The organism is Marinomonas sp. PE14-40 (assembly GCF_051623805.1).
GTDB lineage: Bacteria > Pseudomonadota > Gammaproteobacteria > Pseudomonadales > Marinomonadaceae > Marinomonas.
The window spans coordinates 3,055,092-3,081,767 of sequence record NZ_CP130700.1 but is presented as its reverse complement, the minus strand read 5'-3'; the positions used below and the strand labels follow the sequence as shown (position 1 = coordinate 3,081,767).

Annotated in this window: 15 protein-coding genes and 1 tRNA gene; 11 read left to right on the top strand and 5 right to left on the bottom strand. The window is 42.8% G+C overall.

The window, feature by feature from the left end:
* Positions 1–505 precede the first annotated feature (505 nt).
* Entirely contained in the window at positions 506–2,191 is a 1,686-nt protein-coding gene (recN, locus tag Q0A08_RS14290) for a DNA repair protein RecN (RefSeq protein WP_438462191.1), read from the bottom strand.
* 291 nt (positions 2,192–2,482) lie between these two features.
* Between recN and grpE the strand changes: the two genes are divergently transcribed.
* The 3 genes from grpE to dnaJ all read left to right on the top strand — a co-directional run bounded on the left by grpE (position 2,483) and on the right by dnaJ (position 6,334).
* Entirely contained in the window at positions 2,483–3,037 is a 555-nt protein-coding gene (gene grpE / locus Q0A08_RS14285) for a nucleotide exchange factor GrpE (protein WP_438462190.1), read from the top strand.
* A 112-nt stretch (positions 3,038–3,149) separates the two neighbouring features.
* Positions 3,150–5,081 carry a molecular chaperone DnaK gene (dnaK, locus tag Q0A08_RS14280; protein ID WP_438462189.1) on the top strand — a complete coding sequence of 644 codons (1,932 nt, stop codon included), beginning with the start codon at positions 3,150–3,152 and terminating at the stop codon, positions 5,079–5,081.
* A gap of 125 nt (positions 5,082–5,206) precedes the next feature.
* Positions 5,207–6,334, top strand: a complete 1,128-nt coding sequence (gene dnaJ, locus Q0A08_RS14275) for a molecular chaperone DnaJ (protein WP_438462188.1) — start codon at positions 5,207–5,209, stop codon at positions 6,332–6,334.
* Between the two features lie 306 nt (positions 6,335–6,640).
* Here dnaJ and Q0A08_RS14270 read toward each other — a convergent pair whose 3' ends face one another.
* Positions 6,641–7,090, bottom strand: coding sequence for a c-type cytochrome (locus tag Q0A08_RS14270; RefSeq protein WP_438462187.1), 450 nt, complete (start codon positions 7,088–7,090; stop codon positions 6,641–6,643).
* Positions 7,091–7,405: 315 nt separating this feature from the next.
* Here Q0A08_RS14270 and Q0A08_RS14265 point away from each other — a divergent pair, with 315 nt between their 5' ends.
* From Q0A08_RS14265 to Q0A08_RS14250, 4 genes are all read left to right on the top strand, one after another.
* Positions 7,406–10,150 carry an EAL domain-containing protein gene (locus Q0A08_RS14265; RefSeq protein WP_438462186.1) on the top strand — a complete coding sequence of 915 codons (2,745 nt, stop codon included), beginning with the start codon at positions 7,406–7,408 and terminating at the stop codon, positions 10,148–10,150.
* 180 nt (positions 10,151–10,330) lie between these two features.
* Complete coding sequence (locus tag Q0A08_RS14260) at positions 10,331–13,177, top strand: bifunctional diguanylate cyclase/phosphodiesterase (protein ID WP_438462185.1); 2,847 nt, start codon at positions 10,331–10,333, stop codon at positions 13,175–13,177.
* Positions 13,178–13,279: 102 nt separating this feature from the next.
* The gene (gene trxC / locus Q0A08_RS14255) at positions 13,280–13,717 is read left to right on the top strand and encodes a thioredoxin TrxC (protein WP_438462184.1); all 438 of its coding nucleotides are present in this window, start codon (positions 13,280–13,282) and stop codon (positions 13,715–13,717) included.
* A gap of 171 nt (positions 13,718–13,888) precedes the next feature.
* Positions 13,889–13,965 (top strand) — tRNA-Arg (locus tag Q0A08_RS14250).
* A gap of 27 nt (positions 13,966–13,992) precedes the next feature.
* On the opposite strand, the gene Q0A08_RS14245 is transcribed toward Q0A08_RS14250, so the two are convergent.
* From Q0A08_RS14245 to Q0A08_RS14235, 3 genes are all read right to left on the bottom strand, one after another.
* Positions 13,993–15,372, bottom strand: coding sequence for a sigma-54-dependent transcriptional regulator (locus Q0A08_RS14245; RefSeq protein WP_438462183.1), 1,380 nt, complete (start codon positions 15,370–15,372; stop codon positions 13,993–13,995).
* Positions 15,350–18,133, bottom strand: a complete 2,784-nt coding sequence (locus tag Q0A08_RS14240; protein ID WP_438462182.1) for a PAS domain S-box protein — start codon at positions 18,131–18,133, stop codon at positions 15,350–15,352. The genes Q0A08_RS14245 and Q0A08_RS14240 overlap by 23 nt, the downstream gene beginning before the upstream one ends.
* Positions 18,134–18,266: 133 nt before the next feature.
* Positions 18,267–20,534, bottom strand: coding sequence for a HEAT repeat domain-containing protein (locus Q0A08_RS14235; protein ID WP_438462181.1), 2,268 nt, complete (start codon positions 20,532–20,534; stop codon positions 18,267–18,269).
* A 367-nt stretch (positions 20,535–20,901) separates the two neighbouring features.
* Here Q0A08_RS14235 and Q0A08_RS14230 point away from each other — a divergent pair, with 367 nt between their 5' ends.
* The 4 genes from Q0A08_RS14230 to Q0A08_RS14215 are packed head-to-tail and all read left to right on the top strand — an operon-like array spanning position 20,902 to position 26,624.
* Entirely contained in the window at positions 20,902–21,999 is a 1,098-nt protein-coding gene (locus Q0A08_RS14230) for a cytochrome-c peroxidase (RefSeq protein ID WP_438462180.1), read from the top strand.
* A gap of 10 nt (positions 22,000–22,009) precedes the next feature.
* Positions 22,010–23,284 (top strand): cytochrome-c peroxidase, encoded by a 1,275-nt coding sequence (locus Q0A08_RS14225; RefSeq protein WP_438462179.1) that lies wholly within the window; start codon positions 22,010–22,012, stop codon positions 23,282–23,284.
* Complete coding sequence (locus Q0A08_RS14220; protein WP_063337999.1) at positions 23,281–23,925, top strand: arsenate reductase (azurin) small subunit; 645 nt, start codon at positions 23,281–23,283, stop codon at positions 23,923–23,925. The genes Q0A08_RS14225 and Q0A08_RS14220 overlap by 4 nt, the downstream gene beginning before the upstream one ends.
* Before the next feature lie 2 nt (positions 23,926–23,927).
* Positions 23,928–26,624 carry an arsenate reductase (azurin) large subunit gene (locus tag Q0A08_RS14215; protein WP_438462178.1) on the top strand — a complete coding sequence of 899 codons (2,697 nt, stop codon included), beginning with the start codon at positions 23,928–23,930 and terminating at the stop codon, positions 26,622–26,624.
* The last annotated feature ends 52 nt before the right edge of the window (positions 26,625–26,676 follow it).

Below are 26,676 nucleotides of genomic sequence, written 5' to 3'. Positions count from 1 at the left end.
GTCAAAGGATTGAGCTTGTTCGCCATTGGGCAGATGGCGAATGAGGACTCATTAAAAGCCCCAGAAGATAATTTCTTCTGGGGCTTTTTGCTTTCTGGCTTATGAGCTTGCTGTGCATTGTCAAACGTCTCCTCAAAACACTCTCTAGCTTATGAGCTTGCTAATACTTCGTTAAACACCTCCTCAAAATGCTCATTTATAATTATAAACTCCGCTTTTTCGTTGGCGTTTGCCTCGTCTTAGCTTCGCTCATGGCGCCAGTGTAGGGTAAGTGTGCTTCCTTTTTGTTGAAATCTGATTCGTTTTAGCGTCGCTCTGAGTACCAGCATAGCTAGGTGATTAGGACTTCTATTAAATTTGATCCGTTATTGTGAGAGACAGGAAGAAGAGATATGTGTGATGAGGTTTAGGTCGCAGGAAAAAGAAAGCATTCACTGAAAAGGGGTGTCAGTGAATGCTATGAAAGGTGTTCTTTGTTTGTTGTTGGTAGAAAACTGGGCCTCTACTATTGCAGTTGGACGTTGTTGAGCATTTCTCTAGCGTGAGCGAGCGTTTGTTCGGTGAGTTCAATACCACCGAGTAGTCGTGCGATTTCTGTGGCTCTTTGATTTTCTTTAAGCTGTTGTACTTGCGAGCTGGTTTGCTTGTCTCTTACTTGTTTGCTGACCATGAGGTGTTGGTTGCCTTGGGCGGCAACTTGGGCAAGGTGAGTCACACAGAATACTTGTCCACGGGCACCAACAGCGCGCAACATGCGGCCAACCACTTCGGCAACACCACCACTGATACCTACATCGACCTCATCAAAGATAAGGGTTGGTATCGTTGAGGTTTGGGCAGTAACAACCTGTATGCCTAAGCTGATACGTGACAGCTCACCACCTGATGCTACCTTACTAATGGCTTGTGCTGGCTGCCCTGGGTTGGAGGCTATCATGTATTCAATTTCTTCAAAGCCATTAGCGCTGACTTGCTCAAGGGGGCGACAATCAATATGGAAACGAGCATGAGGCATGCCGAGTCCACGAATTTGGCCTTCTACTTGTTTGGCGAGCTTGTCTTTTGCCTTGATACGCTTTTCTGTGAGTAAGGTGGCGAGGTTAGTGAGGCTTTGATAAGCCTGTTCTTCTCTTTCTTGTAATTGCTCTAGGTTATCGCCATTGCCATTTAGTTTGTCCAATTCAAACTTGATATCGGCGGCTAATTGCAGCAATTGCTCAGGTAGTACTTTGTGCTTCCTTGCTGTGTCATAAATCAGCGTTAAACGTGATTCTACTTCCATTAAGCGGCTAGGGTCTTGCTCTAGGGTGTCTTGGTAAGATTGCAAACTGTCGCTGGCTTCTTCCACCTGAATAATGGCTTCGTTCATCAGCTCTATAGAAGTGGCTAATGTTTCAGGTGTCGGTTGTATCTTGGTGGCGCTTTGTAGGGCTTGATGCAACATGCTGCGTACATTGCTTGTGTCATGCTCGCTGAGAATTTGCAGGGCAAGGTAAGACTCTTGCTGAGCTTCAGCTATGTTGGATAAGAATGCTTGTTCTTCTTCTAGTGCTTCAATCTCTTTCTCTTTTAGTGCTAGTTGATCCATTTCTTGCTGCTGATAAGACAATAATTGAATACGAGATTCTTGATCGCTAGAGCGGTTTTGACGCTCGGCTAGCTCTTCTTTTAATGCGCGCCAGTCTTGATAAGCCTGTTTTACTTTTTGGGTAAGTCCTGTGAGTTTGCCAAACTCATCCACTTGTAAGCGTTGGGCAGATTTCTTGAGTAGGGATTGGTGTTCATGCTGACCATGAATATTAATAAGCTGAGAACTGACAAACTTTAGGTCAGTCAAGGAGCAAGGGCGACCATTAATATAAGACTTTGATCGGCCTTCTTTGGTAACAACTCGGCGTAAAATGCAGTGTTGATCGTGATCTGATGCGCCGGTTTCTAAGTCGTGCTCTTCTAACCAGTGGATCACTTCTGGATAGGCTTGAATATCAAATGTGGCGCTGATGTCGGCTTTGTTTTCACCATGTCTAACCACGCGGCTATCTGTGCGAGCACCTAAACAAAGAGAGAGCGCATCCACCATGATGGATTTTCCCGCGCCTGTTTCACCTGAAATAACTGTCATTCCCTGCTTTAGCTCCACCTCTAGAGACTCAACAATGGCAAAATTCTTAATCGCAATACTGGTTAACATGGGTCTCTCCTTGTCTAAAGCGGGTCAGTTAGGTGGCTTTTAGCCTTAAATTTCAAATTTCTGCATTAAATTTGTACAAAGCATGTGTATTTATACAGTAGTTTTTGTTTTTTTGCCAAGAGAAGTAAAAAATTAAAATAAGTTCATTTCTCCCTAAAATTTATACGGTTTTACTATTGAAAGCTTTTTGAACGACCCCATATAGCTTTCAGATTGAAAAAACTTCTGTTATTTGGAAGTGAAGTTAGAGCATTTATTTTAAGTAATTCATCTTTATATACGGAGCAGAACGTGAGCGGTGAAGCAGATAACAAAGCCCAAGAAGGCGTGCTAGAAACAGCAGCAGAATTAGACGAAGTCTTACAAGAAGACCAAGTAGAAAATGTTCAAGAAGAGAATGCTGAACTAGTCGCAGCGTTAGCAAAAGTTGAAGAATATAAAGAAGCAGCATTACGCTCGCATGCAGACGCACAAAATGTTCGCCGTCGTGCTGAGCAAGATGTGCAGAAAGCCCATAAGTTTGGTCTAGAGAAATTTGCAAAAGACATCATTACTGTTGCAGATAACCTAGAGCGTGCTTTGACATCTGCGGATAGCGAAAAAGATGCAATGCGTGAAGGTGTTGAGCTAACACTTAAGTCTCTTCAAGAAACATTGACACGTTTTGAAGTGATCGCGCTTGATCCTCATGGCGAACCTTTCAACCCAGAATTCCACCAAGCAATGACTATGGTGCCGAATCCTGAGATGGAACCAAACACTGTAATGGACGTAATCCAGAAGGGTTATACCTTACATGGGCGCTTAATTCGTCCGGCTATGGTAGTGGTTTCTAGCGCTGCATAAAAAAACCGTCAAAAAAATGACAGTATTTGCTTGAAATGCTCTAAAGCGTACCCAAATACAGAATTAACGACGAACAACTGAATTTTAAAAATTTTACTGGAGAAGACAAACCATGGGCAAAATCATTGGTATCGACTTAGGAACAACAAACTCTTGTGTATCTGTTTTAGATAACGGCACAGCACGTGTAATCGAAAACGCTGAAGGCGATCGTACTACCCCATCAATTGTGGCTTACGCTGAAGACGGCGAAGTATTAGTGGGTCAGTCTGCAAAACGTCAAGCAGTAACAAACCCTACAAACACACTTTTCGCTGTTAAGCGTTTGATCGGTCGTCGTTTTAAAGATGACGTCGTTCAAAAAGACATCTCTATGGTGCCTTACAAAATCCTAGCAGCTGAAAACGGCGATGCTTGGGTTGAAGCGAAAGGCGAAGCGAAAGCGCCACCACAAATCTCTGCTGAAGTTTTGAAAAAAATGAAGAAAACAGCAGAAGACTTCCTAGGTGAAGGCGTATCTGAAGCAGTAATTACTGTTCCTGCTTACTTCAATGACTCTCAGCGTCAAGCAACGAAAGATGCGGGTAAAATCGCTGGTCTAGAAGTTAAACGTATTATCAACGAACCAACTGCTGCAGCTTTGGCTTACGGCCTAGATAAGAGCACAGGTGATTCTACTATCGCTGTATACGACTTAGGTGGTGGTACTTTCGATATCTCTATCATCGAAATCGCTGACGTTGATGGTGAGAAGCAATTCGAAGTATTGGCAACAAATGGTGATACTTTCCTAGGTGGTGAAGATTTCGATATGCGTGTTATCGAGTTCTTGGCAGACGAGTTCAAAAAACAGTCTGGCATCGATCTACACAATGATCCACTAGCGTTACAACGTTTGAAAGAAGCGGGTGAAAAAGCGAAAGTTGAGCTTTCTTCTGCAACTCAAACAGAAGTTAACCTTCCTTACATCACTGCTGATGCAACAGGTCCTAAGCACTTAAACGTTAAGCTAACGCGTTCTAAGCTTGAGTCTCTAGTTGAAGAGCTAGTTGTTAACTCTCTTGCGCCAGTTCGCCAAGCGCTTAAAGATGCTGATCTAGAAGCGTCTGAAATCGACGAAGTTATCTTGGTTGGTGGTCAAACACGTATGCCAATGGTACAAACTCAAGTAACTGAATTCTTCGGTAAAGAGCCACGTAAAGACGTGAACCCTGACGAAGCGGTTGCAATGGGTGCTTCTATCCAAGGTGCGGTACTAGCGGGTGACGTGAAAGACGTTCTACTACTAGACGTAACACCACTATCTTTGGGTATCGAGACTATGGGTGGCGTAATGACTGCTCTAATCGAGAAGAACACCACCATCCCAACGAAAAAATCTCAAGTTTTCTCTACAGCAGAAGACAACCAGAACGCGGTAACTATCCACGCGGTACAGGGTGAGCGTAAACAAGCAGCGCAAAACAAATCTCTAGGTCGTTTTGACTTGGCTGAGATTCCACCAGCACCACGCGGTGTACCTCAAATCGAAGTTAGCTTCGATATCGATGCCAACGGTATCTTGAGTGTATCTGCTAAAGACAAAGCAACAGGTAAAGAACAATCTATCGTCATCAAAGCCTCTTCTGGTCTCAGTGATGAAGAAGTAGAACAAATGGTTCAAGACGCTGAAGCAAATGCTGAAGAAGATCGCAAGTTCGAAGAACTTGTACAGGTTCGCAACACAGCTGACGGCATGATCCACGCAACTCGTAAAACTTTGACTGACGCTGGCGACCAAGCGACTGCAGAAGAAAAAGAAGCAATCGAGAAAGCCATTGCTGATCTTGAAGAAGCTTTAACAGCTAACGACAAAGACGAAATCGAAGCGAAAACAACTGCTTTGACTGAAGTGTCTGGTTCTCTAGCTCAAAAAATGTACGAAAGTGCGCAAGCAAATGAAGCAGCAGCTGGTGCAGCCGGCGCTGGTGCAGAAGAAGCTGCACAGCCTCAAGACGATGCTGTAGACGCTGAATTTGAAGAAGTGAAAGACGAGAAAAAATAAGCCTGATATTAGACCTTTAAACGTCTGAATCTCGCTTTTGCAAAACACGGTCCTGCTACCGTGTTTTGCTGTTTTAACTTCTCTCAAATGTTAATGATTGACCTTACTGCCCAGGAAATCCTGTTATGAGCAAAAGAGACTATTATGAGGTGCTTGGCGTCGAGCGTGGCGCGGATAAGAAAGATATTAAGAAAAAATATCGTTCGCTAGCTAACAAGTACCACCCAGATAAAAACCCAGATAACGAAGAAGCACTCGAAAAATTTAAAGAGATTGCTGAAGCTTATGAAATCCTATCTTCGGAAGAAAAACGTGATGCCTACGACCGTTTCGGTCATGAAGGTGTAAGCGGCCAAGGTGGATTCGGTGGCGGTGGTCAAGGTGGCTTCAGTGATATCTTTGGTGATGTCTTTGGCGACATTTTTGGCGGTCAAGGTGGTGGCGGAAGCCGAGCACGTCGTGGATCTGACTTAAGATACACGCTTGAACTTGATCTTGAACAAGCTGTTTGGGGTTGTGAAGAAAAGATTCGCATCCCTACGCTGGTAGATTGTAAGCCATGTGACGGTACTGGTGCTAAGAAAGGCACTAAACCTAAGACATGTCAGACCTGTCAGGGTCAGGGCCAAGTACGTATGTCTCAGGGGTTCTTTTCTGTACAGCAAACTTGTCCAACATGTCATGGTCAAGGTCAGGTGATTTCTGACCCTTGTACTAGCTGTCGTGGTCAAGGCCGTGTACAAGAGTACAAAACATTATCTGTTAAGATTCCTGCTGGTGTGGATACAGGTGATCGTATTCGTCTATCAGGTGAAGGTGAAGCTGGGGATCATGGTGCACCGTCTGGTGACTTGTTCGTACAGGTATCGGTAAGGCAGCATGCTATCTTTGAACGTGATGGTGCTAACCTGCATTGTGACGTGCCAATTAGCTTTGCTACTGCTGCCTTAGGTGGTGAAATTGATGTTCCTACTTTAGATGGCCGTGTACGCCTTAAAGTAACGCCTGAGTGTCAAACTGGTAAGCTTTTCCGTCTACGTAACAAGGGTGTTAAGCCTGTACGTGGTGGAGCTGTTGGTGATTTGATCTGTCGCGTGACAGTGGAAACGCCAGTTAAACTGACTGAACGTCAAAAAGAATTATTAAAAGAGCTAGAAGAGTCTATGTCTGACGGTGAAGAGCATTCGCACTCACCTAAGCAGAAGTCTTGGTTTGATGGCGTGAAAAACTTCTTTGATGATATCAAGAAGTAAGCATTAAGCTCGCAACAAACAAGCTCTAACAAAACCCGCTCTCTTTTTAGATTGCGGGTTTTTTTATGCCTAAATTTAAAGCTTGAAGGCGAACTAGTGTCAGCTGTTGTATGACGCTTGCCTGCTCATTTGATGAATAGAGATGAGTAGAATTGAACTAAGAATAGTAAGTAATGTAGTGAAGACAAGGGCTATGAAGGTCATGAAGGTTAGGAGAATAGAGGGAGTCACCTAGATAATTTTGATCTGGTGTTTTTCAGGCAATAAAAAAGGAGACCTAAGCCTCCTTTTTTAAAGAGTCATTGCTTACTTGTTATTTTCTAACATGTAGTCAATTGCACTTTGAATTTCATCATCGCTACAGTCAGCACATGTACCACGTGCAGGCATTGCATTAATACCGTTTAATGCGTTGCTAAGTAGAGACGCTTCGCCTTTAGCGATACGAGGAGCCCAGTCTGAAGCAGAACCGAATTTAGGCGCGCCAGCAACACCGATAGAGTGACAAGCTACACAGAATGTACCGTAAAGAGTTTCACCATCACGTGGGCCATTAGAACCACCTGCTGCAGCTGCAGAAGCAACTTCACATTCTTCACCAGCGATACAAACCTGGCCAATAGGGGTAATACGCGTTGCAATTTCGTCTGGACTTTGGCCGTAAGCGCTAACAGTTGAGCTTAAAAGAGCAGAGAAGGTCGCAACACTTAGCAAAGCTAAGACCTTGCGGCTAAGAAAATTGGTTAACAAACTCACAATGGTTTCCCTCAATCAGAAATAGTGTACTTAAGAAATAATGTATTTATAGGTACATAAACGGAGGCAAGTATAGCGATAAATTGATCTGCTTGGAATAAAGCCTGTATTAGATTTGTGCAAAAGAGGTCATATATCAAAGAAAAGTAACTGAATTTTTAGCTATTATTAATGTATAACAGAAATGAGAATCATTCCACCTATTTTATCTTACGTCCTTACCTTTTGTTACAGGTAATTACTTATGAAGAAGCTGGGAGCAGTGTTATAAAAATACTGAACCATGTTTCGTTTTAAGAAGTAGAAAGGCGATATATGTCATCTTTTTTAAATAAATTAAATCAAAAAGTCATATTGGCAGCATTACTCTGTCTTTTACCAAGTTTTTTTATCTCCTTTAATAATGTGTGGAATACCTATAATACACAGTTATCAAAATTAAGAGGCGATACAGACTTTTTTGCTGAACAAATGATGAACCTTCAGCGTCAGCAAATTAATCGCGCTGAAAGTTATTTGAAATCTCTCGCTAATACGCCAGAAATTCTCTCCGGCCATACTCAAACTTGTCAAAATTTTCTAGCACAGCAAGTAGAGCTTAACGATCTATTTTCCAATATAGGATCGCCATTAGTGACAGGCGAATTAACCTGTAATGGTACCCCTTTGAATCGTGTTGTGAACGTTCAAGACAGGCCTTATATTCAAAAAGCGATTCAACAAGCGAGTTTCTCTATCAGTAAATTGATTGAGGACAGAGCAACCCATGCGTTGAGCATTAACCTAGCTCAACCGGTGTTTGATAAAGAGTCAGGTGAGATTATTCGTTTAGTGGTCGGTGTATTACCTTTTGAGTGGTGGCAGACTTTATTAAATGATGCCAACCATGAAAACCTAATAAGTTTTATTACCGACAAAGACGGAAAAGTCATTGCGCGATTTGGTGAGCAGTCACCATTGTTAGGTCGAGCATTTGATCCTGAGTTAGATTTCGATAATAACTTTGTCTTAGTCGAAAAACAGTTTGTACGAGGTAATGCCAATCAGGATTTATCGTTAGCTTTTTGGGTAGCACTACCAAAGCAACAGGCTTTCCAAGAAGCCAAGGCCGAATTTATCAAAAGCTTTTTGATCATAATAATTGGCTTACTCATCTCTGGTCTTATTCTCGTATTGTCAGCCAAGTTTTTGTTTATCCGTCCTGTGACTTCTTTATTAGATGAGTTTGAGACTGGAGCCGACTCTAATTCCTCCGTAATGGGAATAGAAAACCTTGATGAAAGTATTAAAAAAATTGCTTTGAGACAGCAGCAAACTAAACAGAGTTTATCTTCGACAGAGCAAGAGCTTATTCAGGCTTACCACAAGCAAGATATGATTTTAAGAAGTGTCTCTGTAGGGATTGTGGAGCTGAACGAGTCATTAAACATTTTATCTTTTAGCCGACGTTGCCAGTCCTATTATCGGGTTTTGGAAAAAGACTTAAAGAATAGGCACCTAGAAGTGCTAAATGAGTTAACTCACTCTCATCAAGTGAATGACTTCCAATGTATTCATCAAGCGCTCGAAACACAATCGAAAGAGGTTGATGTTATAGAAGTCATCAGTCGTACTGATCGTAAAATGACGCAATACAGTGATGCTCGCACTATGTATTTTAAATGGGCCATTAGTAGAGTGAATTTTGAAGGCTCTGATACTTATTGGGTTGCTGTGGTTGAAGATATGACGGAGCAGCAATTAAAACAGGAAAACTTAACCGAAAGAGCATCGACTGACTGGTTAACCAAACTGCCGAATCGTTATGCCATTATGAAAATGATAGATGACTCTATCAGACGAGATACAGACAATGGCTTTACCCTGGTTTTGTTTGATTTAAATGGATTCAAATTAATAAATGATAGCTTTGGTCATGATGTGGGTGATGCGCTGATCATTGCGTTATCTCAGCGTATGGAAAGCTTATTGCTTGATGATGAGCATATTGGCCGCTTAGGTGGAGACGAGTTTTTACTCTATCTGCCAAGACGACAAGCTATTAATCGAATCCAGCTGTTACAACACTGCTTTTTTGAGCCGATAGAAGTAATGAAACGGACTTTTAATTGTAGCGCGAGTGCAGGTATTTCGGTTTATCCGAAAGATGGAAATGATGCCCTTAGTTTGATTCGCTGTGCCGATTTGGCCATGTACGAAGCGAAACAGAGCTCTAAAAATGACAGTGTTTATTATGATACTGACTTAGAGAATAAAGGCATAAAACGCTATGAGATAGAAAGTGCCATTCGTTATGCCTTATCTCATGATGAATTTGAATTGCACTATCAGCCAGTGGTGAACCCCACTAATAATGAAATATTGAGTGCAGAGGCTTTAATTCGCTGGCACTCATTAAGTCTGGGAACGATTTCCCCCGCTGTTTTTATTCCCATTGCAGAAGAGTCTGGTTATATCAACCTGATTGGACACTTTGTACTAGAGCAAGTTTTGGCAGACCTTGAACGATTGAGAGAGATTTATGGTGAAAAGATCTGCATTAATATGAACCTCTCTCCTCATCAATTAAAAGATGCCATTTTAATTGAAAGATTAACTACTCTAGCTGAGCAAAATGACAAGGTTAGCGCTTTAATTTTAGAAATTACTGAGAGTACCTTGGTAGATGAAGAAGCCGTCCACTGCCTAAAGAAACTAAAATTGTTAGGTTATAAGATTGCTTTAGATGATTTTGGAACGGGCTTTTCAAGTTTGAGTCATATCGCCAAAATGCCGATTCATATTTTAAAAATAGATCAGAGCTTTATTTCTCAATCTAAACACTCTGAACGTGACCTTGTTTTATTAAAAAACATTATTGCCATGGCGCGAGATTTAGAATTAAAAATTATTGCAGAAGGGGTGGAATACAGTGAACAAGCCAATCAACTAATTGAATTTGGCTGTTTTCATATGCAAGGCTACTTATATGCAAGGCCAAAACCGTTGGCAGAGCTTGACTTGGACTGCGTAGAAGAGAAAACAGTTTCTGAGAAAACGGATAAGTTAGGGGAGGTTTGAGGTCAAACAAATAGGCTAAATGCGCTTATATCACCTTTTGGTGATTTATTATTGTTTTAAAGTTGTAGCGACTTTGATAGCTTTGATCATGGTTGAGCCGAGTCGGAACTGGCTTAATTGCATATGGGATATTAATTTTGCTAATGTATTGCTTCTTTAAAGTGGTAGGAGACCCAATAAGTGCAGCTAAACTCTAAGGTAAGTAAAAAAATATTACTCGCATTACTTGTTTGTGTACTACCTGGGGTTATTCTTTCATTCAACAATGTTTGGCGCACTTATCAGTCTCATTTACACAGTCTTAATGGCGATGCCAACTTCTTTGCTGATCAGCTTATCGTGCAGCAAACCGCTAAAATACAGCAAGCTAGGTACTTTTTAACTGAGTTAAGTCAATTTCCCGAAATTCAAAACCCTCATTACTCTGGCTGTAAAGTATTACTCGAAAGACAGCTTCATTTGATCCCTATTTTTACCAGTATTGGTGTGCCTACGCCAACTGGCGAGCTGATATGTAGCGCCAGTTTAGATGGTGATCTTAATTTTTCAGCGAACAAGCCTTATTTTGAAAGTGCTATTCGTTATCGCAATTTAACCATTAGTAATCTGGCTCGTGATACGATTGACCACGAACTGCATATCCATATGGCCTATCCGATTGAAGATAAGAAAAGTAAAGACTTGTTGGGTGTCGCCGTCGGTACTATGTCGTTTTCATGGTGGCAAGCAAGCTTAGCAGAATTTGAAAAAACGAATGGCGAAGTGCTTGCCTTTATAACGGATGAAAACAATAGAGTAATGGCACGTTATGGGGAGATGGCGCCGAGTGAAGGTGATATTTTACCCAAACAGTATCAAGCATCTGAAAAGCAAGATTACGACCTACTTGATAGGACGCTGCAAAGTGTTGATATCGACGATAACCATTATATTTTTGCCCAGCGAAATCTTATTAGAGCAAATGAAAACTCCGAATTATCCCTGACATTTTGGGTCGCCTTACCGAGTGAGAAAGGTTATCAAGCCGCATTGCATGACTTAGTCAGTGATATCACTCTGATCTTGATTGGCCTTATGGTGTCTTGTTTCTTACTTTGGTTATTTGCTCGTTTTATCATAATGAATCCGATGGCGAGCTTATTGGCTGAGTTTTCAAATAAGACCTCAGACAAGGGTAAACAACTTTCAATCCATCAACTTGATGACAGTATTAGGCAGATTCTCAAGCAACAGAAAAATACAGCTAAGCACTTATCTGTCACAGAGCAACAATTGATATTGGCTTATCAAAAGCAAGATCTCATTCTAAATAGTGCTTCAGTGGGCATTATCGAGTTCGATCAAGACATTCAGATTCTGTCTTACTCCCAGCGTTGTCAGGCTTTCTTCCAAGTGACCGAAGAACAAATACAGCATAGTCACTTATCGGCTTTGGCCATGTATGCTGGTAGTCGTCAATGTAATGAGTTTGACCCTCTATTAGAACGCTTTGAAAGCCATGGTGATAAGGACTTCATTTTAGTCACCAAGAGTTTACGGGGCAGGCAGCAAGAACCAGAAGAGCTCTACTTCAAATGGCATTTAACTCGAGTTGAATCCGAGGCGTCACAAACAAAATGGGTGGCAGTGATCGAAGATGCCACAGAGCAAGAGAACGTTAAGCGTTCTTTATCAGAGCGAGCAAGCCATGACTGGCTCACAAAACTCCCTAATCGTTATTCGGCGATGGGCTCAGTGGAAGACTCAATTAAGTCTCCTTATGTAGACCAGTTCTATTTAGTCTTATTTGACCTAAATGGCTTCAAACTCATTAATGATACCTTTGGCCATGATGTGGGTGATGCTCTGTTAATTGGTTTGTCAGAAAGAATGAACTCATTATTAGAACCAACCGAGCGTTTAGCGCGTTTTGGTGGCGATGAGTTCTTGCTATTTATCCCCGGAAATCAATTATTGTCGCGTATTAACTTTTTACATAAAGAGATCTTTGCGTCGATCCGAATTCAAAATCGAGACTTCCATTGTGCGGCCAGCGCCGGTATTGCGGTTTATCCAAAAGATGGCACAGACACAATGACGCTGATTAAGCGTGCTGACCTTGCCATGTATGAAGCTAAGCATAAACAAGCAATTGACTGCGTTTGTTATCGCCCTGAAATGGAAAACCAAGGGGTAGAAAGGTACGAAATGGAAAGCGCATTGCGCTATGCCTATGAACATGATGAATTTAGTCTGAACTATCAGCCCGTAGTGAATCCTGGGCAAAAACGCATTATGAGTGTTGAGGCTTTGATTCGTTGGCAGTCAGCTACCAAAGGCTGGGTCGGTCCTGATAAGTTTATCACTGTGGCTGAAGAGATGGGGTTGATAAACCAAATTGGCTTATGGGTTATCAAGCAAGCGTTATCTGACCTTGAGGAAGTGAAACGTATCTTCGGTGATGAGGTTTGTATTAATGTGAACCTTTCCCCTCACCAGCTTAAAAACTCGGCTCTGACCAATGAACTAGTCGCATTGGCCGAACAAAAACCGAGCCTGATGAATAATCTCATCTTAGAAGTGACAGAGAACGTATTGATTAATGATGCCTCTGTAGATCGTATTTATAAACTTCGAAAAGCGGGTTATCGCATTGCGTTAGATGACTTTGGTACTGGTTTCTCAAGCTTGAGTCACATCGCTCGTATGCCAATAGATATCTTAAAAATTGACCAAAGCTTTATCGCCCGCTTTGATGACAGTGAAAGAGACAGACTGTTGCTTAAAAATATAGTGGCGATGGCGAAGGATTTAGACCTTCACATAGTTGCAGAAGGTATAGAAAGTGAGCATCAAGCTAACCAGTTAGCTGATATGGGTTGCCCGAATATGCAGGGTTACTTCTTCTCGAAACCTAAAGCTTTGCATGACTTTGAAGTGAATTTCACCTTAGGTTATTCACTTGAATCAGCTGAAAACAGTGCATCAGTGACACACGCTAAAAAAGCAGTACAAACGATTGAAGGCGAAGCGGAAGTGGTAGATTAAGGGTGAATAGCTAGTACTTTAATCCAGGCTGGTTTTAGCCTGAGCTTTAAGGTTAAATGGATTCCTTAACCCTTTGTACCTTATTAGACGATAAAATTAATCATGACAGATTCTACACATCTAGTGTGCCAAGCCTGCTTAGCTGTAAACCGTATTCCAAGCACACGTCTTGCTGATTCTCCAAAATGCGGCAAGTGCCAAACTCCTATCTTTAATGCTAAGCCTATTGATTTAACCGCAGCAAACTACCAAAAACACTTACAACGCAATGACCTGCCTGTATTAGTCGATTTCTGGGCGCCTTGGTGTGGCCCTTGTAAAATGATGGGGCCGCAATTTGAACAAGCTGCAGGCCAGTTAGAACCTAAGGTACGCCTTGCTAAAGTCAATACAGAAGCCGAACAACAATTAGGTGCTCAGCTGAATATTCGCAGTATTCCGACCTTGATTATTTTTAAAGGCGGTAAAGAAATCGCTCGCCACTCTGGTGCCATGGGTGCTGCTGACATTATCAAGTGGACTCGAAGTTATACGGGTTAAAAACTGAATGAAATAACAAAATGAAATAACAAAATCAGTCTAAATGAACGGTGCTTTTCATAAGCGGCCACTCATTTGAGAAATGACAGAATAAGTTCTGGTAACTATTAGATATTTCATTAAAATACCCTGCACTTAAGCTCATTCTCATTTAGAGTTTAACTGCACAATGCGCCCGTAGCTCAGCTGGATAGAGCGTCGCCCTCCGGAGGCGAAGGCCGGAGGTTCGAATCCTCTCGGGCGTGCCATCTTTTTTCTGTTACACCTCACCTTATTTATTCTTCTCTTTCAAGGATTCGCTGTAATCTTGGTCGGCTGATTTGTAGTATTTCACACGCCTTTCCCTTGTGGTTATTTACCTGTGAGAGCACCTGTTTTACATGGGTGTATTCTATCTGCTGTAAACTACTATCTTGTGTATCTGGGTGAACTTGATAAGCGTCTTCTTTCGGTTGTTTGACTAACTTATCCTTTAACTCATGTTTGAGCTTTTGCTCTATATCGGTAAATAAATCTTCAGTCAGCAGCTCGCTAGGACACAGGGCAACCGCCTTGATTAGAGTGTTTTCAAGCTCTCTCACATTGCCCGGCCAATGGTAATCTGTGAGTAGATCCATAGCGCTTTTGGTGATCTTACCTATTTTTGTACCTAGCTCTTTATTGGCTCTGTATAGCAGGGCGGGGACAAGCTCTTTTAGGTCTTCTTTGCGCTCTAGAAGCGACGGTAATTCAATTTGAACCACTTGCAAGCGATAGTATAAATCGTCTCTAAAGCGCTTCTCTTTTAAGGCCTGTTCGAAGTTTAAGTTAGTGGCTGAAATGATACGCACATCTGCTTGGTATTCGGTTTTACCACCAAGTGGTGTGTAGGTTTTTTCTTGTAATACTCGCAACAGCTTGGCTTGGATTTGTGCGGAAAGCTCACCCACTTCGTCTAAAAATAAGGTGCCACCTTGGGCAAGCGCAAACTTACCTGCTTGATCAGAGACAGCCCCCGTAAATGCTCCCCGCTTATGGCCGAAGAGCTCAGACTCTAATAAGTTATCCACTAACGCCGCACAATTTAGCGCAACAAACGGAGCGTGCTCTGGCATGCCTGCTTGGTGTATCGCACGGGCGACCATTTCTTTGCCCGTACCAGACTCACCGGTAATTAAAACACTGGCCTTAGTGTGGGCAATTCGACCTATGGTTTTATAGACCTGTTTCATCGCATTAGATGAGCCAACCATGGAGTTGCCAAAATTATCAGGCACGTTCAGAGTTTCAAGGCTGTCTTGATTAAGCTGGGCCAGATGTTGTGCCAAGGCGGTATTAATCGCCTGATCAAACTCATCTAAATCTATGGGCTTATGTAAATACTCATCTGCGCCGTTTTGCATTGCACTAATGGTGCTTTGCATGTCCTGAAAAGCGGTAATCATTATGATGCGACTAGCAGGGCTGACTTGCTTAAAACGAGGGAGAGCCTCAATGCCAGACAAGCCTTGCATGCAAATATCCAAGATGATGACATCCGGTTGATAGTCCTGTGCCAAGCTTATGCCACTGCTGGCATCCGCACGGGTTTCAACCTCATGACCTTGGGATTCTAAATGAAGTTGTAGGGTACGTCGTATGCCCTTGTCGTCATCACATATGAGTAACTTGCTCATCGCTTTCCTGCTTTAAATTTTGTGAATGAAGGGGAGCCATGTGAGTGGGAAGGGTAATAGATACCTCTGTACCTTCTTCGCTCAAATGCTGCTTATTTGAGATAGGGTGTATATTGATCAAGCCTTGGTGTAGGTCAAGAATACCTTTAACAATGGCCAAGCCTAATCCTGTACCACTGGCTTTTGTGGTGAAAAAGGGCTCGAACACTTGATTGATTAAGTCTCCTTCAATGGGCGTACCCGTATTAAAAATGCTCAGCATGAGATAGGCGTGCTTGGCTTGCCCTTGTTGAGTTAAGTCTGAACTCATACTCTTATCAATGACATTCTCATCAAGCTCATACAGAGGTTGGTCCAGTAAAAGTAAGTGGCTCTTAATGCTGACTTGTCTTAACTCTGTGCTGCTTGATGCGGCTTGGATAGCGTTAGTCATTAGATTTTGTATTGCTTGTTTTAACTTAGTGGGATCTGCAAATAGAGTGGGTAGGTTAGAGGTTAATGCTAATTTAATAGCCACCTTATGCTCTCTTGCTAAACGTTCTTGAGTCATGAGCACTTGATTGACTAATTTATTAAAATCTAACCATTGGGCTTGGCGTTTTTCAGGTTTTGAATAAGTTAATAAGTCTGCCAATATGGCTTCCATGTAAGCCACTTGTTGGAGAGATATTTGGCATAACTCATCTTGGTTTTTTCTTTGGTACATTTGCAGCACCATCTTGATAGAACTAAGTGGGTTTCTAAGGTCATGGGCTATCATGCTGACAACCTTACCTATGGCGGCGAGCTTTTCGTGTTGTAGGCGTTGATTTGTTTCATACTCAAGTGCCTGAGAGAGCATCTTTTCTTGGCTAATATCCTGTTTTACGCCCACGTAATAAAGGTTGTGGCCTTGGGCATCTTTGACAGGGGAGATGACTGCTCTTTCCCAAAATAGCGAACCATCCTTTTTCTTATTATGTAACTCCCCACGCCATTCATTACCTGCTAAAAGCGCGTGCCATAGTGCTTCATAGTCAGCTTGATTCATTTCCCCTGACTGTAAAAATTTAGGGCGAATGCCGATGACTTCAGATTCCTGATAGCCTGTTACTTCACAAAAGGTTGGGTTCACATAAATGATCTTGCCGGTTAGGTCTGTGATCATGACGCTATTTTGGCTCTGTTCCACCGCATGGTTGAGCTGCAATAGTTGGGCTTGAGCTTGTTCTTGTTGGGTAATGTCTTCTCCCACTAAGGTGAGAATGCCCAAGGGGGCTTGAGTGAAGGATTGGGAAGACGCCTGTTCTTGCTGTTCTCGTTTCTGTAAAAAGGTTGAGGTCCAAGATAAGAGATGTACTTGCCCATACTTATCTTGAATCACATCTTTAAAACTGGCTTGATGATGACCTGATGCAAGAGTGTTTTGCAGTGAGGTTTGTACCTGCTCCCTTAGTTCTAATGGAATGAAAAGGCGAACCCAATCTTGCCCTATCACCTCTTTTTTCTCATAACCCATACGTTCTAAAAAAAGGTCGTTGCAAAATACTACTCGGCCTTTTTGGTCTAGGCTCACGGCTAACAGTTGGATCTGTTCTAATACTTGGCGAAACTGCTTCTCGTAAGCTCTTTGCTTATCTTGGGCGAGATGGCGGCTTTGGCTAAAGACAATGTAAAGGCAAGCGCAGAAAGCCAAGCTATAAAGTAAGAGATAAAAGACGAGGTATTGCTGGAAAAACTGCATTCTAATTTGCTTAAAATACAGTTTTGAAAATGAAGACACCACATGCCAAGGCTTGTGGTCTGGTGCCACGCTGGTGGCGAAGGTGAGGTAAGCATCCTCATTAACTAAGCGGCCGCTTGTTTGCTTGTTTAAAAGGTTCTGGATGTTTGCGGGTAGATGCTTTGAAGTATTAAAAAGAAACTCATTTTTTGCGCCGTTAATATCGATAAAACTGAGTAAATTTGGATTGAGATCAAGGCTAGTACTAGGTGAAGATTGTTCGCTAAATTCTGCTCGATTAAGGGGCTGTACCATGGCCGTCGCTTCACTATTGATAATATAAAGTTGGTTAAGAAAGTAGGGCGATAAACGAAGGAGCTGCTTGATAAGAGGTAGGGCCCGATAATTCAATACTATGACACCAACTAAGTCCTCATCCTCATAAACAGGGGCACTGACACGAATCGTGGGAGCGCTGGGGTGTTCTAATTTGCCTGCTTCCATATTCTGATCAAGGGGTGAAATATAAACCTCACCTTGCTTAAGTGTCAGGCTTTTCTGAAAGTAATAACGTTGTGATTTATCCTGCAACTCATCGGCTTGTACCACCTCATATTGATTACCAATATGGTTAATGCGGACTTGTTCTTGTCCTGTCTTATCAAGCAACCTTATTTGACTATAGTCACTTTGGTTTTGGCTAAATTGTAGAAAGTACTGGTTTAATAAAAGTTGTCTATTTGGGGTGGTAAGCGTCATCAATGAGCGGCTAATAAAAGCAAAGTTTTTGGCGTCGGCCGCCATATTTCCCAAGTTATCAGCCAAGGTTTGCTGAATAAGCTCAACCGTTATTTTTTCTTTGTGTAGGGCGTATTTTTGCTCGTTACTGACGCTAAGATAATAGTGGCTGAGTAAGGAGAGAGTAATGATGAAACTGGCAATGATAAAATAGAGAGAGAATCGAGCTAGGGCGCTTCTATCCCCCTTAAAAAAGAGAAAGTGGGACGAAATAAGGGATCTCAAAAGGCCTTTTGAACGACCTAGACTTAGCTGAAACATGTTGAAAATATCCCTTATTATTCTCAAGGTTCAAGCTTCACATTATTTTGTGATGGGGCAAAGAAAACCCAGCTAGAATTAGCTGGGCTTATGTTTCAAATCAAGCTTTTGTTAAGTTTAAGAGAGCGAACCCTTAACGAGCCAGTAATTGTCCGGTTAACTGAATCGCCAAATACTGGGCTTGATTCTCAAGTTCTGGTAGCTTTTTAGCCAGTAAACTCAGGCTTTTATCCTTGGCAAAGTCTAGGTTTTGAGCCGCGATACTTTGGCTTTCCTCATCATGAATAGCACATTCAATTAAGCTGGCTACATCTTCTTGCTGCTCTAAGCGAGCCAGTAAAGGCAGGGCTAACTTTCTCACACCACCAGCAGAATCAGCCAAACATCTTTGTAAACTGCGTTGTATTTCAAGTAAAGGTAGAAGGGCGGATGATTTTACATCCATATGAATTTTAAGTGCCTGCAGACTACAAATTCGTACATGTTCATCCTCATCTTCAATGCCTAATAAAATAAGAGTGAGCGACTGACGACTTCTAAGTTGGCCTAACAATCGGGTCGCGGCCTGTTTGCTCAAACTATCTCCTTGATACATAACATGTGCTAAAGCTGCGAAGGTGTTTTTTAATAAGCTGGTACCTTGTTTCTCCCCAAGGCGTGCCATGGAATTAAATAGCTCGATTTGTAATGCCGGTTGAGCCCCAGTTAAGGCTTCAACCAATAAGGTCGCCGCAAATTCATAAGGGCATTTTGCTAGGCTTCGAATAGCGAGAATCTGGTTAGATAGTTGAGTGCGTTTAGCAATTTTGCGACGGTTTAGGTCTAACTTATCTGAGGCTTGAAAGTGTCCAGACACTATCTCCCCATAATCGTTAAAGCCTTCTTCTAGTTCAAGCAGCATATTATTGATATTGCGCTCGTGCTCTAGACTTTGGGGATTAACCTGATTGGTCTGGTTGCTTTGAGCAATCGCGGCTAAAGTGGAGGTTACTTGAATCTTACTTTGTTTCTCTTCAACCTCTTTTTGCTGACACAGACTTTTCTCAATAGTTTCTGGCTTGTCTGTAGCCAAGGGAATACGCTGATTATCAGGGGTTGCACTTAGTACCTGAGATTCTAAAAAGTCTTGATAAGCAGGCTGGTGGGCAAAGTGACTGATAGATTCAAAGCAAGCTTGGCGAATCATCACATCGTGGTGTTTTTCATCTAATAGGGTACGAAACTCAGTTAATAGAGGTTCTGAACTTGCTTGGAATTGGCTCAGTAAGTGGATGAACTCTATTCGTATCGCGATGGGGGTATTCGGGCTTTTGGCTAGTTCTAAACTACGATCAAAAGCTGCTTGATAGGCCTTATCCTTGCTCGCTTTATTGGCTAATATACGGGCTGCTCCCAAGGTTAATGAGTGAGACTTATGCTGCATAAGGCTGGTTAACCAATCTAAAAAACTCGTGCTAGGTTGCTGTGAATGTTGCTCGATTAGTCCTAGCAAACAGGATAAATTACTGGCCTGCTCTCTTTGTGCTAGAGACTCTAAATTGGAAAGGCTGATATCTTCTAACACATCTAACTGTTTGAGTGCTTCTAACGCACAGGTTTGTACTCTATTACTTTCATCACAAAGCTGGTTGGCTAGATCCCATTGGTAATTCTTGTCATTACGCTGAGCTAACGCTTTGATACCAATGATTTTAATTTCCACATCTTGGCTTTGATCCATTTGTTTAAATAACAAAACATTGGCTTTAGGGCTTGGATTAAGGCTAATCGCCTTGGTGATTTTTCTCGCTTGTGACAAGCTAGGTGTCGCCTCCAAGAGGCTCTGGCAATATTCCAAATCTAATTGAGCTAAAGCATTATAAAGCGCCATTTCTAGTTCAGGCTCTGGATCGTTTGCGAGTAGCTCCTTAAACAAAGGAATGGCATTTGTAGTGGCGACTTGTGCAAAGAGTTGTACCGCAAGAAGTTGTAGGTCCCACCATTCGTCCCAATCATTTGTCATCCCCCAAGCATCATCAGGCACACGACCTTTTGCCATAGCTTCGAATAAATCTATGATGCGTTGTTGTTCTGGGTGAGAGGTTTCGTTAAGCAGGCTTTGTTTACTCAAGGTTATAAGAGCTTCGTGTCTTGCATCTCCGTCAGGGTGATTTTTAGCCACATCAATGAGACTAGAAACATCCCCTAAGCCTAAATCTCCTAAGGCTTTGGTTGCATCTATGACAACGTCTGCATCTGGGTGGTAAAGGCATTGGTTAAGTTGTGGCAGGGCTTCATGATATTGAGCCTCAGCGATGGCTTTTGCACTGTAGCAAGATTGGGCTTCGTCTCCCTGTTCAAGCAAGTTCACCAGTGCTTGATAGGCTTCTTGGTGGCTGACAGGGTATTGCTGAGATGACATATATGCTCCTAGCGATGACATATCTTGAATGATTTTATTGTGATTTTAAGTGTCGATCTAAGTCTATCAATAGCGTATTTAGCGTTTCCTTTTCTTGTTTTGAATCAAGGTTAGCCTTTGTAGCAAGCGCTTTTAAAAGCCTCGTTTGAAAATTGAATGATTCGTTAAAGCCATAAAAAAGAAATTGTACAAAGCGTTAAATCTGTCTTGTATGAGATAGGTAGCGCTTTGATTAAAACCAGATAAATAAAGGGCTAGGTGGTTTTTAAACTCTTGGTATAGAAAATGCCTTAGGGATATCACAGCCAAGTTTTTCTCATAAAAATGAGTGAAAACTTATTTGATGTCCCTGTTAAAGGAGCTAACCATGAAGATGCGACTGCTAGTACCGACTTTGCTCGGAGTCTCTCTGTCCTCATTGCCCTTGATGGCCCAAGATAAAATGGATTTTGGCCCCCTGCCTGAGGTGAAAATTGATACAGCGAAAGCTGAGTTAGGTAAAAGATTATTTTTTGATAAACGTTTATCTGGTGACGGTTTATTAGCGTGTTCAACTTGTCACCAACCAGAATCAGGTTTTAGTTACCCCGCGCCATTGGCCCCTGCTTACACCGGCAGTAAGGGCTTTCGTAATGTGCCTTCTCTGATTAATACCAGCTTAAAAGAAGTGTGGTTTCATGATGGACGCTTAGGCACCAACCTTAATGATGTGACACGGGAGATGATCACAGAAGATTGGTTGATGAATATGGATATGAGGCTCATGCAGGAGCGAATCAAGCAAGATCCTATCTATGTGGCCATGTTTAAAAAAGCAGGGTATGGAGAGCCTTCCAATGGCTCTGTTCGTAAAGCCATTCCTGAATATCTTAAAACCCTAATCTCCTATGACAGTCCTTATGATCAAGGCCAGTTATCTGCTCAAGCTGAGCAAGGGCTTAACCTCTTCAAAGGGAAAGCGGGTTGTACGGCTTGTCATAATGGGCCGCTTCTTAGTGACGGTAAGGCCTATAACACAGGGGTAAAAGAGAACCTAGAGATCTTCTTGGACCCAGAGCGTCACGAAACCTTTATCGCCTTCAATATGTTTATGGGTAATGAGAACTACATGAACCTCAAGCGTGATGTGGGCGCACATGTACAAAGCCACAAAATAGACGGTTCAGATATGGGCAAGTTTGTTACCCCAAGTCTACGTGAACTCGCCCAAACAGCGCCTTATATGCATAACGGGGTGATGGACTCGCTAGCGGATGTCGTCGCCTTTTATAACCAAGGTGGCGGGCAAGATTCCAATAAGGACAGCCGACTTAAGCCCCTTAATTTGACGAGCCAAGAAGAGCAATCCTTGGTTGCCTTCTTAGAGTCTTTATCTTCCAAACCACTGACCAGTGAACAGCATGTTTGGACTAAGAAGGATTACCAATATCAGCCGACTAAAAACTGGTTAAAGGCCAAAAACTAAGGAGGGACTTATGAAAGCTAAACCGAAATTATTTATCCGAGTGAGCCTGAGTTTGTTGGCAACCACAGCCAGTTTTACCTCATCTCTTGTGCTGGCGGATACGCCTATGCCGAGTTTTGATGCTCAAGCAGAAATGAAAAGGGCGGCAAAAGCGGATGCTGTGGCAGCCAAATTATCGCCTGTGGTTTTAGGTGATAAAAGTTATTTGCCTTTAGCGCCTTTAGGGGCAGTACCAACGCCTCTTGATAATCCAACCACAGCAGAAAAAGTTGAATTAGGTAAGTTGTTATTTTTCGATGGTCGCTTAGGGGGAGATGAGTCCACTCCTTGTGTTGCTTGTCACTTGCCTGATACAGGTTGGGACTTTCCAACAGACTTATCGTTAGGTTATCCAAACACAGTGCATTGGCGTAATAGCCAGACTCTAATCAATTCAGCCTATTACTCTAAACTCTTTTGGGCGGGCTCTAGTAACTCATTAGAAGCTCAAGCCAAAAGTGCTGCCAAAGGTTCCGTCGCGGGTAATGGCGAAGATGATTTGATGGAAGCAAGGCTCGCACTGGTGCCTGAATATGTTGAGGGCTTTAAACAAATTTTTGGTGATAACTATCCAAAAATCAGTAATGCCTGGAAAGCCATTGGCGCTTTTGAACGCACCTTAATTCAAACCGATACACCGCTAGATAATTACTTGCTAGGGGATAAGTCCGCTTTAACGGCACAGCAGTTGAAAGGTAAAAAACTGTTTGAAGGTAGGGCAAATTGTATTGCCTGTCATAACGGTGCCCTTGCCAGTGATGAGAAGTATTACAACATAGGTGTACCAACCAATAAGCGCTGGGAGCAGGAAGCCATAGCGCAAATCACTTTCCGTTATGAGCTTTATGCGAAAGGTTCCACAGAGAAACAATACCGCACAGGGAAGGCTGACCCAGGTGTTTATTTCAGGGGTAAACGTGCGGATATGAAAGGTAAGTTTCGAACACCTAGTCTGCGTTATACCAAGTACACAGCCCCATACATGCACAATGGGGTGATCACTAGCTTGGCAGATGTGATCGACTTTTATAACAAGGGAGGCATTAGCAAAGATGGGCGCACGACTGGCTTCCCTCAAACTAAATCTAAGCTAATCAAACCGCTTAATTTGAGTAAGACTGAAAAAGCCGATTTGCTGGCTTTCCTAGACAGTTTTAGTGGTGACAAGCTGGTAATGGATTACCCAGCTATTCCTGAGTCAAAACCTCTCTTTACTAAACAAGCTTTGCTGGAGGCAATAAAATGAAAGATGACCTGACTAATCTTGATCAAACAAGTCTTGACCAAACAAGAGACTCAAGCCAGCTTGATAAAGCCAAGCAAAGCCCTGCTGAACATACCCAATGTATGATGAGCAGACGTAAATTCTTAATGACCTCTGGTGTAGCTGTTGGTGGTGCGAGTTTAGTTTCTCTCACCTTGTATCCAGGTACCGCACAAGCTCAGCAAGTACAGGCAAAAGTGACCTCTTACCCTAGGCAGTTAGTGGGCAAGTTGAGCCAGCTAAAAGTCAATCAGCCATTGTATTTCAACTACCCAGATGAAGGCCCAAACTCTCGTGCCATGTTAGTACGCATGGGTGTTGAAGGCGGTGGCGGCATAGGTCAAAACAAAGATGTAGTGGCCTTTTCTATGATGTGTACCCATCAAGGAGGCCCTCTAGATAATCAATACAAAGTCAGGGATGAACATAGGGTTATTGGCCAGTGTCCATTCCATCTTTCGACGTTTGATCTGCGCCGTCACGGCATTATCGTTTCAGGCCAAGCTTATGAGAGCTTGCCTCAAGTCTTACTAGAGCAAGAAGGCGACCTTTTATACGCCGTCGGTATCATGGGTCTGTTATTTGGCCGATCTGACAACCTAATTGCAGTCGCAGGAGCTTAATCATGACAACTAATTTTTATATTCCAGAAGATCATGCCCCTCTGCCACCTAAGCAAGCTGAGGTGATTACCACCGCCTGTGATTATTGCATTGTTGCCTGTAGCTATAAGGTCTATCGCTGGCCGCTAGAGATGGCGGATGGCGGTATGAAAGCCAGTGAAAATGCCTTTGGACTCGACTTTCCTACCGCACCTTTACAGGCTTGGGTAGCGCCTACACAGCATAATGTGGTGATGCATAAGGGCAAGCCTCACAACATCATCGTGGTGCCAGATAAAGATGCGACTGTGGTGAATAAAATGGGTGACTCTTCTATGAGAGGTGGCTTGTTAGCGAAAAAAGTCTATAACCCATCCACAGGAACCAGAGACAGGTTAACCCAACCCTTGGTACGTATTGGTGGCAGCTTACAGCCTGTGACGTGGGAGTTTGCTTTAGAGATAGCTGCGGCTGTCGGTCAACATGTGATTGATACCCATGGCAGTAATGCCTATGGGGTGAAAACCTATTCTTATCAATACATTGAAAACACCTATGCTATTACCAAGTACGCCTTGCGTCATGTTAATACGGCGAACTTTAGTTTCCATGACACACCTTCAGATGTGACCTCAACCCCGGGCTTTAGAGATGCGGGTTTTGATAATTTTGGACCCAGTTATGACGATTGGGGCGCGGCAGATACCTTGATGATATGTGGTACCGACCCTTACGAAACCAAAACTATTATCTTTACCCAGTACATAATGCCAGCCATTCAAAGGGGCATGAAAACCGTTATTCTGAATCCTAGAGAAACGGCGGGTATTGCCTATATGAAAAAACATGGTGGCTTACACCTAGATGTCAATCCGGGTTCTGACACCTTGGTCGTTGGCGCTATTGCTCGCATCATAATGCAGAACGATTGGCAGGATAAAGATTGGATTGAAAACTGGGTGAACAGTAAATGGGAATCTAACTCGGGCTCTGGGCAAGGTACCCGTAATACGCCTTGGCAATGGCGTACGACTTGGGGCAAGTTTCAAACCAATGGTTATGAAGACTATAAAAAATGGAATCTAGCCCAAGCTGAATATGATCCAGACTACGCAGCGAATATGGCGGGCATAGAGGTTAAAAAGCTTTATCAAGCTGCCGAGATGCTGGCTAAACCTATTAACGGCAAACGCCCTAAAACCTCAATCGGCATCGAAAAAGGCTTTTATTGGTCTAACAATACAGGCAATACCAATGCTATTTCGACATTAGCAACCTTAGTGGGTGCTGGTGGACGAGAAGGGCAAGTGGTGGGTCGCTTTGGTGGGCATCAACGCGGTGGACAATCTGGCGGTAAATTACCCCGTAATAAGTCGCCAGAAAAAGTGCCGGGACGTCGTCGTAGAGCCTTGGATACGGATCGATATTTATTTTCAGGCCATACTCGTTTTACCCATGTGATAGGCACCACTTGGATTCAAGCCATGTGTGGTTCTCAAGGTTTACAAAAGAAATTTTGGGAGCTGACAGTCGCCAATCCTCATCAGGTTTATAGCTATGACAAACAAGAGATTATCGACACCTTAAAAGCCCGTGCTGACTCTGGCGGTATGGTGGTTGTGAATCAGGATATTTATTTGCGAGATCCGATTGGCGCTAAGTTTGCTGATATTGTTTTCCCTGCGGCAACTTGGGGAGAAGAAGACTTTATGCGTGCCAATGGTGAGCGCCGTTTGCGTCTTTATCAAAAGTTTAATGATGCACCGGGCCATGCGAAACCTGACTGGTGGATTATTGCTCAGCTTTCTAAACGTATGGGTTTTGATGGCTTTGATTGGCAGAACTCAAATGAGGTGGCAGAAGAGGCATCACGTTTTAGCCGTGGTAGCCGTAAAGACTTTAATATGATTAAAGTGGCCGCCCATGCAGAAGGTAAAACCCTGCACCAAAAGCTCAAAGAGTATGGAACAGAAGGCCTACAAGGCCCTGTATTCTATAACTATGATACTAAAAAGCTGGTGGGCACTAAGCGTTTGCATGACACCCAAATGAGCGCAGAAACCTTGGCTGAAAAGGGCCTCACTGATGGGCCTCAAGGAGCTAATGTTTTGAAGAAACAGCTTACAGGTTTCAACTCTCAAACGGGCAAAATTAATATGCAGAAACACCCGTGGGGCCTCTTTAGTGACTTCTATGCTTGGATCAAACCCAAAGGGGACGAGCTTTGGTTCTCTAATGGCCGCGTGAATGAGATTTGGCAATCAGGCTTTGATGATGTGGAGCGCCGTGCTTATACGGCTCAACGTTGGCCTGAAAATTGGGTCGAAATACACCCTGATGACGCCAAGAAACGGGGGATTGAATCGGGTGATCAGGTGATGATGTATTCAGATCGAGTACCGAGTTTTAAAGATACTATCTTGGGGGTTGAAGGGGATGATTTTCAATTTAACCAGCTGTTAGATGCAGGGCATATTCAGCTTGATAAGGCGGCAGTGACAGCGGTAGCTATCGTCACCCCCTGTACCAAAAAAGGCGTGCTCTATGCCAATATGATAGATATGAAACAACCATCTAACTCACTAACAGCCAGAGTTGTAGACCAAATTAGTGGTAACTATAACTACAAAATGGGGGTGGCTAATATCAGAAAGATTGGCGATTCTGTGTATAAAAAGGAATTTAGAAGCTTCTCTTTTGCACCGAGAAATATTGTTTAGTCTTTAAAAAATGAAATAAAAAAACGGGCTTTTTAAGGCCCTTTTTTTTATG

Coding starts and splice junctions, on each gene's coding strand:
- recN (WP_438462191.1), bottom strand. CDS start 2,191: ATGTTAACCAGTATTGCGATTAAGAATTTTGCCATTGTTGAGTCTCTA.
- dnaK (WP_438462189.1), top strand. CDS start 3,150: ATGGGCAAAATCATTGGTATCGACTTAGGAACAACAAACTCTTGTGTA.
- dnaJ (WP_438462188.1), top strand. CDS start 5,207: ATGAGCAAAAGAGACTATTATGAGGTGCTTGGCGTCGAGCGTGGCGCG.
- Q0A08_RS14265 (WP_438462186.1), top strand. CDS start 7,406: ATGTCATCTTTTTTAAATAAATTAAATCAAAAAGTCATATTGGCAGCA.
- trxC (WP_438462184.1), top strand. CDS start 13,280: ATGACAGATTCTACACATCTAGTGTGCCAAGCCTGCTTAGCTGTAAAC.
- Q0A08_RS14245 (WP_438462183.1), bottom strand. CDS start 15,372: ATGAGCAAGTTACTCATATGTGATGACGACAAGGGCATACGACGTACC.
- Q0A08_RS14240 (WP_438462182.1), bottom strand. CDS start 18,133: ATGTTTCAGCTAAGTCTAGGTCGTTCAAAAGGCCTTTTGAGATCCCTT.
- Q0A08_RS14235 (WP_438462181.1), bottom strand. CDS start 20,534: ATGTCATCTCAGCAATACCCTGTCAGCCACCAAGAAGCCTATCAAGCA.
- Q0A08_RS14230 (WP_438462180.1), top strand. CDS start 20,902: ATGAAGATGCGACTGCTAGTACCGACTTTGCTCGGAGTCTCTCTGTCC.
- Q0A08_RS14225 (WP_438462179.1), top strand. CDS start 22,010: ATGAAAGCTAAACCGAAATTATTTATCCGAGTGAGCCTGAGTTTGTTG.
- Q0A08_RS14220 (WP_063337999.1), top strand. CDS start 23,281: ATGAAAGATGACCTGACTAATCTTGATCAAACAAGTCTTGACCAAACA.
- Q0A08_RS14215 (WP_438462178.1), top strand. CDS start 23,928: ATGACAACTAATTTTTATATTCCAGAAGATCATGCCCCTCTGCCACCT.